The sequence below is a fragment of the Oceanicola sp. D3 genome, from assembly GCF_006351965.1.
Classification (GTDB): Bacteria; Pseudomonadota; Alphaproteobacteria; order Rhodobacterales; family Rhodobacteraceae; genus Vannielia.
Map to the genome: position 1 here is coordinate 3055573 of NZ_CP040932.1, position 14323 is coordinate 3069895.

The 14323-nt window shown below is 66.5% G+C and carries 15 protein-coding genes; all 15 read left to right on the forward strand.

Features of this window, described 5'->3' with window-relative positions; all coding sequences use genetic code 11:
- Positions 1–108 precede the first annotated feature (108 nt).
- The 15 genes from FHY55_RS15310 (at position 109) to FHY55_RS15380 (ending at position 14271) form a co-directional block, all read left to right on the forward strand.
- Positions 109–1020, forward strand: a complete 912-nt coding sequence (locus tag FHY55_RS15310; protein WP_140015017.1) for a 5-bromo-4-chloroindolyl phosphate hydrolysis family protein — start codon at positions 109–111, stop codon at positions 1018–1020.
- Between the two features lie 28 nt (positions 1021–1048).
- Positions 1049–2248, forward strand: a complete 1200-nt coding sequence (locus FHY55_RS15315; protein ID WP_140015018.1) for a toxic anion resistance protein — start codon at positions 1049–1051, stop codon at positions 2246–2248.
- Between the two features lie 28 nt (positions 2249–2276).
- Positions 2277–3212, forward strand: a complete 936-nt coding sequence (locus FHY55_RS15320) for a DUF2927 domain-containing protein (RefSeq protein ID WP_140015019.1) — start codon at positions 2277–2279, stop codon at positions 3210–3212.
- A gap of 38 nt (positions 3213–3250) precedes the next feature.
- Positions 3251–3973 carry a hypothetical protein gene (locus FHY55_RS15325; RefSeq protein ID WP_140015020.1) on the forward strand — a complete coding sequence of 241 codons (723 nt, stop codon included), beginning with the start codon at positions 3251–3253 and terminating at the stop codon, positions 3971–3973.
- A gap of 82 nt (positions 3974–4055) precedes the next feature.
- On the forward strand, positions 4056–5261 hold the full coding sequence (locus FHY55_RS15330; protein ID WP_140015021.1) for an SPFH domain-containing protein: 1206 nt from the start codon (positions 4056–4058) through the stop codon (positions 5259–5261).
- Positions 5262–5340: 79 nt separating this feature from the next.
- Complete coding sequence (locus FHY55_RS15335) at positions 5341–5811, forward strand: cytochrome b (RefSeq protein WP_140015022.1); 471 nt, start codon at positions 5341–5343, stop codon at positions 5809–5811.
- Positions 5812–5879: 68 nt separating this feature from the next.
- Positions 5880–6986 (forward strand): TFIIB-type zinc finger domain-containing protein, encoded by a 1107-nt coding sequence (locus FHY55_RS15340; protein ID WP_140015023.1) that lies wholly within the window; start codon positions 5880–5882, stop codon positions 6984–6986.
- Positions 6987–7109: 123 nt separating this feature from the next.
- On the forward strand, positions 7110–8036 hold the full coding sequence (locus FHY55_RS15345) for a carbohydrate kinase (RefSeq protein WP_140015024.1): 927 nt from the start codon (positions 7110–7112) through the stop codon (positions 8034–8036).
- Positions 8033–8476: a D-aminoacyl-tRNA deacylase gene (gene dtd, locus FHY55_RS15350; protein WP_140015025.1), complete on the forward strand. Its 444-nt coding sequence runs from the start codon at positions 8033–8035 to the stop codon at positions 8474–8476. Before FHY55_RS15345 ends, dtd begins: the two co-directional genes overlap by 4 nt.
- Positions 8477–8530: 54 nt before the next feature.
- Positions 8531–9016, forward strand: a complete 486-nt coding sequence (locus tag FHY55_RS15355) for a transcriptional repressor (RefSeq protein WP_140015026.1) — start codon at positions 8531–8533, stop codon at positions 9014–9016.
- Positions 9013–9789 carry a metal ABC transporter ATP-binding protein gene (locus FHY55_RS15360; RefSeq protein ID WP_140015027.1) on the forward strand — a complete coding sequence of 259 codons (777 nt, stop codon included), beginning with the start codon at positions 9013–9015 and terminating at the stop codon, positions 9787–9789. The genes FHY55_RS15355 and FHY55_RS15360 overlap by 4 nt, the downstream gene beginning before the upstream one ends.
- 50 nt (positions 9790–9839) lie before the next feature.
- Positions 9840–10640, forward strand: coding sequence for a metal ABC transporter permease (locus FHY55_RS15365; protein WP_140015028.1), 801 nt, complete (start codon positions 9840–9842; stop codon positions 10638–10640).
- Positions 10637–11824 carry an AMP-binding protein gene (locus FHY55_RS15370; protein WP_140015029.1) on the forward strand — a complete coding sequence of 396 codons (1188 nt, stop codon included), beginning with the start codon at positions 10637–10639 and terminating at the stop codon, positions 11822–11824. The genes FHY55_RS15365 and FHY55_RS15370 overlap by 4 nt, the downstream gene beginning before the upstream one ends.
- A complete protein-coding gene (locus FHY55_RS15375) occupies positions 11821–12927 on the forward strand; it encodes a thiolase family protein (RefSeq protein WP_140015030.1) in 1107 nt (368 codons plus the stop codon). The genes FHY55_RS15370 and FHY55_RS15375 overlap by 4 nt, the downstream gene beginning before the upstream one ends.
- A 69-nt stretch (positions 12928–12996) precedes the next feature.
- A complete protein-coding gene (locus FHY55_RS15380) occupies positions 12997–14271 on the forward strand; it encodes a 3-deoxy-D-manno-octulosonic acid transferase (protein WP_168223023.1) in 1275 nt (424 codons plus the stop codon).
- The last annotated feature ends 52 nt before the right edge of the window (positions 14272–14323 follow it).

Here is a 14323-nt window from a genome sequence, read left to right on the forward strand (position 1 = left end):
ACGCGGGCGCGGGTGGGGTGAGATGTCTGGAGACGGTTTGCAGAAACTGAGCTACGCGCTGCTTTTGGCGCTGATGCTCTATGCCGCGTTCACGGGCGGGGGTGCCTGATGGCCCAGCGCTACGGTGGAAAGTTCAGCCCTGATGGCTCGCAAGCGGGCGATGAGAATGTTCGCGCTGCGCCCGAAGCTCCCAAGGCCTCCAGCATGGCACCGAAGTTCGCAGGGGCCAGCCGGGCGCGGGCCGGGATGCGCTCCAACCTCATGTTCGTGGTGCCGCTGATCTTCCTCTGGCACGCTTTCACCTCTGATGCGAAGGGCCTCGCGCTCTATCTGGTGGCCGTGGGTGTGCTGATGCTCGCCGCATGGCTCACCCGCGAAGGCCTGAAGGCGCAGGAGGCATGGGAGGCGCGCAAGGTCGCCCGCCGCCCCGGCATTCCGCGCAAGATTTTTGGCTCGGTGCTGACCGGCCTCGGCCTAGGAGTGGTTGGGCTTGCCGGGCATGGGCTAGTAGAGGCCATCATCTTCGGCGTGCTCGGCGCAGGGCTGCATAGTTTTGCCTTCGGGCTTGATCCGATGTCTGACAAAGGGATGGAGGGCATCGACCTGCGCCAGCAGGATCGCGTGGCCCGCGCCGTGGACGAGGCCGAGGCCCATCTTGCCGCCATGGCTGATGCGGTGAAGCGCGCGGGCGATCGCGGCGTGGCCGACCGCGTGGCGCGCTTTTCCGACACGGCCCGCACCATGTTTCGCACCGTCGAGGAAGATCCGCGCGACCTGACAGCAGCGCGCAAGTTCATGGGCGTCTACCTGATGGGGGCCAAGGACGCGACGGTGAAGTTTGCCGATATCTACAGCCGCAACGGCGATGCGCAGGCCAAGGCCGATTACCTCGCCCTGCTTGATGAAATGGAAGCCAATTACGCCCAGCGCACGGAGAAGCTGCTGCTGGATGACCGCACCGATCTGGACATCGAAATAGAAGTGCTGCGCGACCGTCTGCAGCGTGAAGGGGCGCATTAAGCCCCGCGTAAAAAGGAGATCAGGGACAATGGAACAGGAAGTTCACGCCAAGGCCAAAGAGACGCTGGCGCAGGTTGAAGAGGTCAACGCCGTGGTGCTGCCCGAGCCGGTGGATGCCAACGCCGTGGTGCCGCTGGCCGAGGCCGACCCTGCCCTTTCGGCTGAGATCACAAAGCGCATGTGCGAGTTGGACATGTCCGACACCGGCTCCATCGTCAACTTCGGCTCCGCCGCCCAATCCGAGCTTCAGACGATCTCTCAGGCCATGCTGGCGGACGTGAAGAACAAGGACGTCGGCCCCGCTGGCGATGGGTTGCGCAAGATGGTCACCACCATTCGCGGCTTCTCGGTCTCCGAGTTGGACGTGCGCCGCAAGCGGAGCTGGTGGGAAAAGCTGATCGGCCGCGCCGCGCCCTTTGCAAATTTCCTCAGCCGTTTCGAGGACGTGCAGGACCAGATCGACAACATCACCAGCGAGCTTGAAGGCCATGAGCACAAGCTGCTGAAGGACATCAAGTCGCTCGACGTGCTCTATGAGAAGACCCTGAACTTCTACGACGAACTGGCGCTCTACATCGCCGCTGGCGAGGCCAAGATTGCCGAGCTGGATGCCACCACGATCCCCGCCAAGGAGGCCGAGGTGCAGGCCGCCCCCGAGGAAGAGGGCGTGATGAAGGCTCAAGAGCTGCGTGATCTGCGTGCCGCCCGTGATGACCTTGAGCGCCGGGTGCACGACCTCAAGCTGACGCGTCAGGTGACGATGCAGAGCCTGCCCTCGATCCGACTGGTGCAGGAGAACGACAAGAGCCTTGTCACCAAGATCAACTCCACCCTCGTCAACACCGTGCCGCTCTGGGAGACCCAGCTGGCGCAGGCGGTGACGATCCAGCGCAGCGCCGAGGCCGCCGAGGCCGTGCGCTCTGCCAATGACCTCACCAACGAGCTGCTGACGCAGAACGCCAAGAACCTGCGCGAGACCAATGCCAAGATCCGCACCGAGATGGAGCGCGGCGTTTTTGATATCGAGGCGGTCAAGACGGCCAACGCCGAGCTGGTGGCGACCATTCAGGAAAGCCTGCAAATTGCCGATGAGGGCAAGCGCAAGCGCGCCGAGGCCGAGGAGGAACTTCAGAAGATGGAGCACGAGCTGAAAGAGACGCTCGCCTCTGCCAAGGCCCGCAAGACCGGGCTGGGCGACGCGGCGGGCACCGCCGTTTCGGAAAGCTGAGAGGAGCCGCGCATTGCGCCGCATGCCAATGATCCCGAGAGTGGCGATGCTTGTCGCCGCCCTCGCCCTTGCAGGGTGCGAGGAGGTAACCGGCCCGGTCACCTCTCCGACCCCGCCTGAACGCCCGGACCTGCCTGAACCGGGGCCGAAGGAGCGCTCCGAGGCGAGCCGAATCGCCTCGCGCCACTATGCCCGCGTTCAAGCCGATCTGCTGGCCCGTGGCCTGTTGCGCCGGGATGGCGGTGGCCCCGATACGCCGTTTTCCGACCGGCAACTGACCGAGAACTTCATCCGCATCGCGCTCTTTGATGAGTATGTCTCCCGCGGCGGGGCGCTGATTGCCCAGCAGTCGGAATCCAGCCTGCGCCGCTGGCAACAACCCGTCCGCTTTGGACTGCGCTTCGGTGAGAGCGTGCCCGAGGCCCAGCGCGCCAAGGATCGCGCCAACGTAGCCTCTTATGTGCGCCGCCTTGGCAAGGCGACCGGCCATCCGATGTCAATGGGCACCGGGAATGGCAACTTCACCGTCTTGATGCTGAACGAAGATGAACGCGCCGCCATCGGCCCCGAGTTGCAGCGGCTGGTGCCGGGCATCGACCGTGCCGCCATCCGCACCATCGAGAACCTGCCGCGCGACACGCTCTGCCTCGTCTTTGCCACCACCACCGCCACCAGCTCTGTCTACACCCGCGCCGTGGCGATCATCCGCGCCGAACACCCCGATCTGCTGCGCCTGTCCTGCATTCACGAGGAACTGGCGCAGGGGCTGGGGCTTGCCAATGACAGCCCCGAGGCCCGCCCCTCGATCTTCAACGATGACGAAGAATTTGGCCTGCTCACCACCCATGATGAAATGCTCCTGCGCATCCTCTACGACAAGCGCCTTGAGCCGGGCATGACGGCGCTGGAGGCCAAACCGATCGTCAAGAAGATCGTTGCCGAGGCGATGGGGGGCCGGGTTTGATCGCACGGTTGCTGCGGCGACCGGGCTCGTCGCGCCACTTGTCAGCCGGATCGAAACCCCTGATCCTCTTGGCACTGCTCTGCTGCCTTGCGCCCCTGCCTGCTCTGGCCAAAAGCGCCTGCGAGGACGACGACGCCACCCGCCTGACACCTTCGCTGGCGGCGCAAGCGACTGACTGCCGGGTGGAAGGCATTCTCTCCCCCATCCTTGGAGACGCAACACTTTATACCAACAATTCCGAGAGCCCTCGCGCCTTGGCGCAGGTGCCAATCGCACGAGGCGTGCGACTTCTGCGCAGCTTTCTCTGGCAGGGGCAGCGGGTGTTTCTGCTTGGTCGCCCGCCTCAAACGCCATCTGTGCCGCGCGCCATGCGATCTGTTTACGAAGCCCCCGCTTTCCTGATCCTCGACACCGGGGATGTCCTTGCCACCCACCTCGGAAACACCGGCACCCTGCGACGCCCAAATCAGCAGGATTCGGCCTTGCTGATCACACCCCGCTACAAGCCGCTCGAAAGCTTTGCCGACTGGGCAATGGAACGCCTCCTCGGCGAGCCGGAGCAAAGTCCACTTGTCAGCCTCGCCCGCGAGGTTACCGGCCCCATGGTGATGCTGCCACTTGGCGAGGGGCGTGAGGTGCCTGCGGCTCTGGCGCTCGTGCCTCACCCGCCCCCACCAGGCCTGCTCGCCGCCTTCGGCCTGCCCGACATGGGCAGCGGTGCTACCTTTCTTGCGCCGCCCCCCGCGACGCCAAACCCCTAGCACCCAACCCGCGCCGCGATAGGCACTGGCCAGCACTGGCTCGTTGGCTATAGTCACCGCATTAACTTTTCAGGAGGCCGCCATGGGCATTCTCGATTTTCTCTCAGGCGAATTCATCGACGTCATCCATTGGACAGACGACACCCGCGACACGATGGTCTGGCGCTTTGAGCGCTACGGCCACGAAATCAAGTATGGCGCAAAGCTGACCGTCCGCGAAGGGCAGGCAGCGGTGTTCATCCACGAAGGCCAGCTGGCCGATGTGTTCTCTCCCGGCATGTACATGCTGGAAACCAACAACATGCCGATCATGACCAAGCTCCAGCACTGGGACCATGGCTTCCAGTCGCCGTTCAAGAGCGAGATCTATTTCGTCAACACCACCCGCTTCAACGACAACAAGTGGGGCACCAAGAACCCGGTCATGCTGCGTGACCCCGAGTTCGGCCCCACCCGCATTCGGGCCTTCGGCACCTACTCGGTGAAGGTGAGCGACCCGGCCCTCTTCATGCAAGAAATCGTCGGCACCGACGGCGAGTTCACCTCTGACGAGATCACCTTCCAGATCCGCAACATCATCGTGCAGGAAGCCTCCCGCGTGATGGCCGGAAGCGGCATCCCGGTGCTCGACATGGCCGCAAACACCCGCGACATGGGCAAGCTCATCTCTGCCGAGGTCAGCAAGACGCTCTCCGAATACGGCATGATCATCCCCGAGCTCTATATCGAGAACATCTCCCTGCCCCCCGCCGTCGAGGAGGTGCTCGACAAGCGCACCTCCATGGGCGTGGTCGGGGATCTGGGCAAATACACCCAGTTCGCCGCAGCCGAAGCGATGAGCGCCGCCGCCGCCAACCCCGGAGCCGGGGGCAATGGCATGGGCGCCGGCCTTGGCATGGGTATGGGCATGGCAATGGCCAACCAGATGGGCGCCGCGATGAACCCGCAGGGCCACGCCCAGCAGCCCCAGCCCGGCCCTTGGGGAGCCCCCGCCCATGGCACCGCCATGCCCGGCGGCCAGCCCGGCTATGCCCCCGCGCCAACCCATGCCGCGCCCCCGCCCCCGCCGCCCCCGCCGGTGGAGAAGCTTTGGCACGTGGCCGCCAACGGCGCCACCGAAGGCCCGTTCTCCAAGGCTCGCATGGGCCGCATGGTGCAAGAGGGCAGCCTCACCCGCGACAGCACGGTCTGGACCGCCGGTCAGGATGGCTGGCTGAAAGCAGGCGACATCCCCGAGCTGGCCCAACTCTTCACCATCCTCCCGCCGCCCCCGCCGCCGGGGGTATGAGGCACCGGCTCAGCATCGCGTGAACGAAACAGCGCCGCGCCCACACCGGCGCGGCGCTTGCGGTTGAAGGACCAGCCCCATGCCCCGCCCCGCCAGCTACTCCCGCCTGCAAGTCGTCCTCCACTGGGTCGTGGTGGCACTCATCATCGCCGCCTTCCTGCTCTCCGACCAGATGGACGAATGGGAAGACATGCCCGCCGACGCCGCACTGCCCCTGCATGGCATCATTGGCCTCACCGTCTTCTTCCTCATGCTCGCCCGCCTCGCCCTGCGGCTCTTTCGCGGCGCGCCACCCCCGCCAAAGAATGATCCGGCATGGCAGCAGCGTGTGGCCGAGCTGACCCACTGGGTACTCTATGCGCTGGCCATCGCCACGCCGTGGTCGGGCGGCTTTGCTTTCTACCTGCGATGGGAAGAGGCCGCCGATGTTCACGAGCTGCTGAAGACCCTGCTGCTGCTCACCGCCGCGGCCCACACCGCCGCCGCGCTCTACCACCAGTTCATCGTGAAAGACGGTCTGATGGCGCGGATGGGGCTGCGCCGGCCTTAGCCCCCTAGCACCCACCGGCCCCTTCCCTTAACCTGCTGCCAAAGCATTCTGACCCAGACGCGATTTTCATGACCGACAGCCAATCCTCCGCCACCGAAGAGCACCGCTTCCCCTGCCCCGCGTGCGGCGCAGACATGCGGTTTGACCCGACATCGGGCGCGCTGATGTGCGACCACTGCGGCCATCGCGAGGAGGCGGTGGATGAAGATCAGGCCGCGCCTGCCATCACCGAGTTGGACTATGAGGCCGCGCTGAGGGCGCAACTGCCCGAAGCGGAGATGGAGGAAACCCGCGTTCTGCAGTGTGATAGCTGCGGCGCGCAGGTGGAGTTCGACGAGCACGACCACGCCACCGAATGCCCCTTCTGCGCGACCCCCATCGTTACCGACACCGGCACCCACCGCCATATCAAACCCAAGGGCCTCGTGCCCTTCGCCTTGAAGGAAGAGCAGGCGCGGGATGCGATGAACGAGTGGCTCGGCAAGCTCTGGTTCGCGCCCGGGGGCCTTCAGCAGTACGCCCGCAAGGGCCGCCGGATGCAGGGCATTTACGTGCCCTACTGGACCTATGATGCCGACACCAAGAGCCGCTACACCGGCATGCGGGGGGTGTACTACTACGTCACGCAAACGGTCATGCGGGACGGCAAGCCCGAGCAGCGCCGCGTTCGCAAGATCGCATGGACCCCGGTGAAAGGCCGGGTTGCGCGCTGGTTTGACGACGTTCTTGTGCTGGCCTCCCGCAGCTTGCCGAAAAAGTACACCGATGGCCTGCAACCGTGGAACCTGACAGGGCTGGAGCCCTACGCGCCCCACTTCCTCGCCGGTTTTCGCGCTGAAGGCTATCAGGTGGAACTGGCTGAGGGCTTTGAAGAGGCCAAGGGCATCATGGAAGCTCAGATCCGTCGCGATGTGCGCTTTGATATCGGCGGCGACCAGCAGAAGATTGCCTCGCTCAGCACCGACATGAGCGACATCACCTTCAAGCACATCCTCCTGCCGGTCTGGCTGGCAGCCTACAAGTACAAGGGCAAGAGCTACCGCTTTGTGGTCAACGGCCAGTCGGGCAAGGTGCAGGGCGAGCGGCCCTGGTCGGCCTGGAAGATCGCCTTTGCCGTTGTGCTGGGCCTGATCGTGGCCGGGGCCGTGGGCTACGCGGTGGCGATGAGCCAGTAGGCGAGTGCTGGCATAGGGCAAGACCCGCTCTGCGCCAGCCTCTTGCGCCATGCCCCCGCTATCGGCTAGAGCCATTGCAAACAAGGCACCGTTAGCGGTAACGGTGCGAGTGGAGGACCACCCATGATCATTTGCGCGGGCGAGGCCCTGATCGACATGCTGCCCCGCGAAGCTGCGGATGGTGAGGCGATGTTTCTGCCCGTCTGCGGCGGCTCGGTCTTTAACACGGCGATCGCCCTCGGGCGGCTCGGTGCCGAGGCCGGGCTGGTTTCGGGCGTCTCGACCGATATGTTCGGCGCGCAGCTGGTCGAGGGGCTCACCGCCTCCAAGGTCACACCCGATCTGCTGATGCGCTCGGATCGCCCCACCACGCTGGCCTTCGTCCGGCTCACCAATGGCCAGGCCGAATATGCCTTTTTCGACGAGGGCAGCGCCGGCCGGATGATCCGCGTCAAAGACCTACCAACGTTGCCACGCACCGCCAAAGCCGTGTTCTTCGGCGGCATCTCTCTTGCCGTAAAGCCCTGCTGTGACACCTATTTTTCCCTCATGAAGCGCCACTCCAAGAGCAAGCTCATCATGATGGACGTCAACGTCCGCCCCGATTTTATCCCCGACGAGGCCGAGTATCGCGCCCGCACAGAAGCCATGCTCGCCCATACCGACATCCTCAAGCTCTCCGACGAAGACCTCGCGTGGATGTTCGGCGATGCCGACCCATCGGCCCATGCAGAGGCGCTTTTGGCCAAGGGGCCCAAGATGATCTGCGTCACCGAAGGGGCCAAGGGCGTGACCGCCTACACGGCCTCCGGGGCCCACACTGTGCTGGCCGAACGGGTTGAGGTGGTCGACACCGTTGGTGCGGGCGATACCTTCAACGCAGGCTTGCTCGCCGGGCTCGACCGGGCCGGGGCGCTCTCCAAATCGGCACTGGCCGAGGGGCCGCCCAAGGAGGTGGTTATTGAAGCGTTGCGCCTTGGCACCCGCGCTGCCGCCGTCACCGTGCAGCGCGCTGGCGCAAACCCGCCCTGGGCCGCAGAACTGGCATGAGGGCGCTGCTGCAGCGAGTGCTGGAGGCCTCCGTCACTGTCGAGGGCGAGCGGATTTCGCAGATCGGGCCGGGGCTGTTGGTGCTGGTTTGCGCCATGGAGGGCGACAGCGAGGCCGAAGCCGAAAAACTGGCCGCCCGCATTTCAAAGCTGCGTATCTTTCAAGATGAGGCGGGCAAGATGAACCGCGCCTTGACCGATATTAACGGCGAAGCGCTTGTGGTCAGCCAGTTCACCCTCGCCGCTGATACGCGGCGCGGCAACCGCCCCGGCTTTTCCGCCGCTGCGCCACCTGAAGTGGGCCGCGCCCTCTATGAACATTTCGCCGATGCGCTCGCAGCGCTTGGCGTGCCGGTGCAGCGGGGCCGCTTTGCAGCAGATATGAAGGTGGCGCTGGTCAACGACGGTCCAATCACCATCTGGCTCGATACCGAGGGTTGAACCCGCGCCCTGTAGGGGCTAGGTAACGGCTTGTTATAACATAACGGCCCCCATATGCCCCAAACTACCGGCTTCGCCCCGCACGATCACCGCGCCTGCATCACCGGGGCCATCGCCGCCGCTGAGCAGGCCTGCGCGGCGCGTGGAGCGCGGCTGACCCCCGTACGCCGCCGCGTGCTCGAAATCCTGCTCGAAAGTCACAAGGCGCTCGGGGCTTACGATGTGCTCGACAGGCTCGCGGCCGAAGGCCTGGGAGACAAGCCGCCGGTGGCCTATCGCGCGCTGAACTTCCTGACAGAACAAGGCTTTGCGCACCGCATCGAGCGGCTCAACGCCTATATCGCTTGCACCCACCCCGAGGCGGGAGAAGGTCATGAGGCGGCCTTTCTCATCTGCCGCGACTGTGGCCTCGTCGCCGAAGCGCCGGCCACAGAGGCGCCTTTGGCCGCCGATGCCAAGGGCGCGGGTTTCACTGTGGAAGACGCCGTGGTGGAGGCGCGCGGCCTTTGCCCGGCCTGCCAGACAGGGCGCAAGGCATGACGGCCTTGATCGAGGTTCACGACATCACCCTCAAGCGCGATGGGCAGACGGTGCTCGCCGGGGTCTCCGCCGAGTTTGAGCCGGGGGAAATCACCACCATCGTCGGCCCCAACGGCTCGGGCAAAACAAGCCTTCTGAAATCCCTGATCGGCGATCTCGCGCCAGCCTCCGGCCAGATCACACGCGCGCCCGGCCTGCGCGTTGGCTATGTGCCCCAAAAGCTCGCGTTGGACCCGACCCTGCCGATGACGGTCGCCCGGTTTTTGTCGCTGCCTCGCCGCGTCAGCGCCGATGCTCGCAATCGCGCCTTGCGCTATGCCGAAGTCACAGCGCTTGAGCACCGCCAATTGGCCGACCTCTCGGGCGGCCAGCTTCAGCGCGTATTGCTGGCCCGCGCTCTTCTGGCCGAGCCGCAAATTCTGCTGCTCGACGAGCCGACCCAGGGCCTCGACCAACCCGGGCAGGCCGCGTTTTACCAACAGATCGAACATGTGCGCGACAGCATCGGATGCGCTGTTGTGATGGTCAGCCACGAGTTGCACGTGGTGATGAGCGCCTCGGACAAGGTGATATGCCTCAACGGCCACGTCTGTTGCGAAGGCACGCCTGAGGTGGTGCGCAATTCTGCCGAATATCGCGCGCTCTTCGGCCCCGGCACCCATGGCGCGCTGGCCCTCTACCGCCATGAGCATGATCACTCTCACGACCACGGGCATGACCATGCCCACCCGCACGATCATGAGCACGCACAGGGGCACGATCATGCCCACTGACACGGCCCAACGCTCCGCCTCATCTCTCCGCCCAGGCACATCGCGCCGCTATGCTTGACGACTTCCTCATCCGTGCTGCCCTCGCCGGGCTCGGCGTGGCGCTTGTGTCCGCGCTGCTCGGCTGCTTCGTGCTCTGGCGGCGCATGGCTTATTTCGGTGACGCCACCGCACATGCCGCCCTGCTGGGCGTGGCGCTTTCGCTCGGCTTTGGTATTTCCATCCCGGTCGGTGTTGCCGCCGCCGCCCTCGCCATGGGGCTGGCCATCGGCACCCTCTCCGGCCGCCGCACCGGTACAGATACATTGCTCGGAGCCCTTGCCCATTCTGCGCTCGCGGCGGGGCTGCTGGCGGTGGCGCTGATCCCCGGGGGCGCCCGGCTCGACCTTGAAGCCTATCTCTTCGGCGATATTCTCGCCGTCTCTCGCAGCGATCTCGGGCTTATCTGGGGCGGTGCCGCGCTGACGTCAGCGGCGTTGCTCTGGCGCTGGCAGGCACTCTTGATCACCGTGGTCTCGCCCGATCTCGCCCGCGCCTCCGGCATCAACCCGCGCCGCGAGAACCTGCTGTTGGTCTTCGCTCTCGCCCTCACCGTGGCGGTTGCGATCAAGGTTGTCGGGGCGCTGCTGATCACCGCCTTGCTGATCCTGCCTGCCGCCGCCGCCCGCCCGCTGGCCCGTACGCCCGAGGCCATGGCCGCGCTTGCGGTGGTTATCGCCGCCTGCTCCGCCCTCGGCGGGCTGCGCCTCTCCTATCAGTGGGACAGCCCAACCGGCCCCACCATCGTGTGCACCGCCGCCGCCTTCTTTGCCCTGACCGCAATGGCCCGGCCTCTGCTGCAACGGGTACGATGAGCGGCTGGTTTATCGCTGCCGCCACCGCCCGTCTCTTTGGCGCGGGCGGCCCCGTGCCACTCGGCCCGCCCGAAACCCAGAGCAGTGAGGCCGACCTCCTGTGCGCCGCACTCGACGCGGCCCCAAGGGCCACCTTTCGCCTCGCGCCGCCCACCTTGCACCTCGGCCAACCGCAGCCCGTGCCCGCGTTTGAAACCCTGACCGGCGGCACCACCGGCCGCCCGCGCCACATCCGCCGCACGCAGGCCAGCTGGATTGCCAGCTTCGAAATCAACCGCGCTGCGTGGTCCCTCGGCCCCAACGCCCGGGTTGCCACCCTCGGAAGCCTCGCGCATTCTCTCACGCTCTATGGCGCCCTTGAGGCCCTGCACTGTGGCGCCGAGGCACATCTGCTCCACGGTCTTCGGCCCGATCGCCAGCAAGCGGCGCTTGTAGCGCGCGCGATCACCCTGCTCTGGGCGACCCCCTCGCAAATCCGCCTGCTCACCGGGCCACCCGCGCCCTCCGTCACCCGGCTCCTCATCGGCGGCGGCGTGCTGGATGCCGCGAGTGAGGCCAAGGCACGCGCCCTCTTCCCCGAGGCGCAGCTGTACAGCTTCTACGGCGCAGCCGAAACCAGCTTCATAACAATTGACGGTGCCCCCTACCCCGGCGTCACACTCGACATCCGAAACCCCGGCCCGGATGGCGCTGGGGAGGTCTGGGTGAGGAGCCCTTACCTCTTCGAAGGCTATGGCAGCACGCCAGACCCGCAGCGCGATGCGAGCGGCTTCACTACAGTGGGCGAGCGCGGCCACCTTACCAACGGTCTGCTGTCCATCGTGGGCCGGGCCGACCGCGCCGTGCGGATCGCCGAACAAACGGTGCAACTTGAAGCGGTTGAGGCCGCGCTCCTCGCGCTGCCCGGCGTTACCGAGGCCGCCGTCATTGCGCAGCCTGATGCCAAACGCGGCAACCGTCTTGTCGCCGCCTACAGCGGCACCGTAGCGCCCGAGGCTCTCGCTCTTACCGCCCTGCCGCCGCTGGCCCGACCGCGCAGCCTCACTCAAATCGCTCCCGAAGATTGGCCCCGCCGCGCCTCCGGCAAAACCGACCTCGCCGCCATTGCCGCCCGCCTGCAAGCCGATGAGCAAAGCGAAGAGGCCCGCCGCACCGAAGAGCGCAGCGATGAGGCAACTGGATGAGCCCCGCGCCCAAAGCCGTCATCATCGCGGCCCGCCGCACTCCCGTTGCGCCCCGCGGCGGGGCCCTCGCCCGCATCGACGCGCCAGAGCTCGCCGCCCATGCGGCGCGCGCCTGCCTTTCCGACACGGGGCTTTCTACGGATGATATCGACGAGCTCATCCTCGCCAATGCCCTCGGCGCTGGCGGCAACCCGGCCCGCGTGGCGGCTCTGGCCGCTGGCCTGCCAGACCGTGTCGGCGGGCTCACCATCGACCGGCAATGCACTGGCGGGCTGGACGCGATCACGCTCGCCGCCAGCCTGATCGAAACCGGCCGCGCCCGCGTCGTCCTCGCTGGCGGGGCCGAGAGCTTCTCGCGCCGCCCCATCCGTCTTGCCACCGATCCCGACGGCGGGCCGCCGCAGCCCTACCTGCGCCCCCGCTTTTCACCGGACCCGGCCCGTGACCCTGATATGGCCGAGGCGGCTGACGCACTCGCCATTCCGCGTGCCGCGCAAGATGCGTTTACGGCTGCCAGCCACGCCAAGGCCCTCGCCGCCGCGCCTCTGCCCGAAATTGCGCCGCTCGAAGGGCTGGCGACAGATCCCTACGCCCGCGCGCTGTCGCCCCGCCTGTTGGCCCGCGCCAAACCGCTCGCAGGGCGTATCACGCTGGCCAACACCGCGCCCGAGGCAGATGGCGCCGCCCTGCTCCTCGTCACCACGGAGGAACACGCCCGCGCCCTGAAGCTTCCAGCCGTGGGCATCGGGCCTTCCGCCATGCGCGGGGGCGACCCCTGCCAGCCCGGCCTCGCCCCCGTCGACGCCATTCACGCGGTGCTCGCCGAGGCGGCGTTGTCGCCGGCGCAGATCGACCATTTCGAACTGATGGAAGCCTTCGCCGCTCAAGCCCTCGCCACACTCTCGGCCACTGGCCTGCCCGAGGCCCACACCAACCCTCAAGGCGGCGCGCTAGCGCGGGGCCACCCGATTGGCGCATCCGGCGCAATCTTGGCTTGCCGTCTGTTTCACGCCCTTAGCGCACCCAACGGCCCGTCCGCCGGGCTCGCCGCCATCGCCGCTGCAGGCGGGCTTGGGAGCGCTGCGGTCTTCCGCCGTCGGTAACCTCGCGCCTTGCCAGCTTGCCCGGTGCCGGGTAACGCTCGCGCGACCGCACGAACAGGCAGAGAAATCTTGTACCTTTATCGACTGCTTCTCAGCTTTGCCCTCCCGGCAATCGCGCTCAACTTTGCTCTGCGCCTGCTGCGCCGGAGCGAAACCGCCGATGACATCCGCCAGCGCCTTGCCACCCGTGAAGAACCGCGCCTGACAGGCCCAAGGATTTGGCTGCACGGCGCCTCCAATGGCGAGCTTGCGGGCGCGCGCGCGGTGATCGAACGGCTGCTTGAGGCGCATCCGGGCCTGCACCTTACCATCACGTCGAACACGACCACTGGGCGTGACCTCGTGGCAGGCTGGATGCTGCCCCGCACAATCGCTCGCCTCGCGCCGCTTGATACCCGCGCCACGCTGCGCCGTTTTCTTGATCTACATGTGCCGCAAGCCCTGATCGTCATTGAAAATGAGCTCTGGCCAAACCGGCTGACATCGGCGCGCAAGGCCGGCCTTCCCGTAGTCGTCATCTCCGCACGCCTCTCCGCCCGCTCGGCAGGGCGTTGGGCCCGTTGGCCGGGGCTGGCCCGCGAGGTGCTCTCCTCCATCACCCTGCTCTCGGCGCAGGATGCCGAAAGCGCCGAGCGCTTCGCGGCCCTCGGCCTGCCCGATACCGCAATCGCAAAGCCATTTGCCCTGAAGTCCTCCGCCCCGCCGCCTTCGGTCGACCCTGCCGAGCTGGACCGGCTCGCGCCTCACTTCGAGCGGGCCGAAACCCTGCTCGCCGCCTCCACCCACCCGGGCGAAGAAGAACAGGTCTTGGCTGCCTTCACCGAAGCCTTGCAAACCCGCCCCGCCCTGCGGCTGATCCTCGCGCCCCGACACGCACGCCGCAGCGCCGAAGTGGCCGGGCTGATCGCAAAGGCAGGCTTGCCCTTCGCCACCCGTTCCAAGGCAGAGCCCCCCGGCACCGCACCGGTCTACCTCGCCGACACCATGGGCGAGATGGGCCTTTGGTATGCGCTCAGCGGGCTCTGCTTTACCGGTGGCTCGCTGGTGGAAAAGGGCGGCCACACGCCGTGGGAGCCGGTGCATTTTGGCTGCGCCCTCCTGCACGGCCCCTCCTCGTTCAACCAGCGCGATGCCTTCGCACAGTTGCACGAGGCTCTTGCCGCCGTTGAGGTAACTGATGCCAAGGCGCTGGCTCAAACGCTGGCCACGCTGACGCCGGAGGATCAGGCCCGCATGGCCGAAGCCGCCTTTGCCGTGGCCAAATCGCGTGAAACCGATATCTCTCCCCTGCTCACCGAGGTGTCACGCGCCGCCGGGCTTGCAGAAGAAACCGCCAAACTGTGACAGCTGCGTAAAATTCCCTTCTCCGGCCCTTCGCAGCCCCGCCTCAGATGCT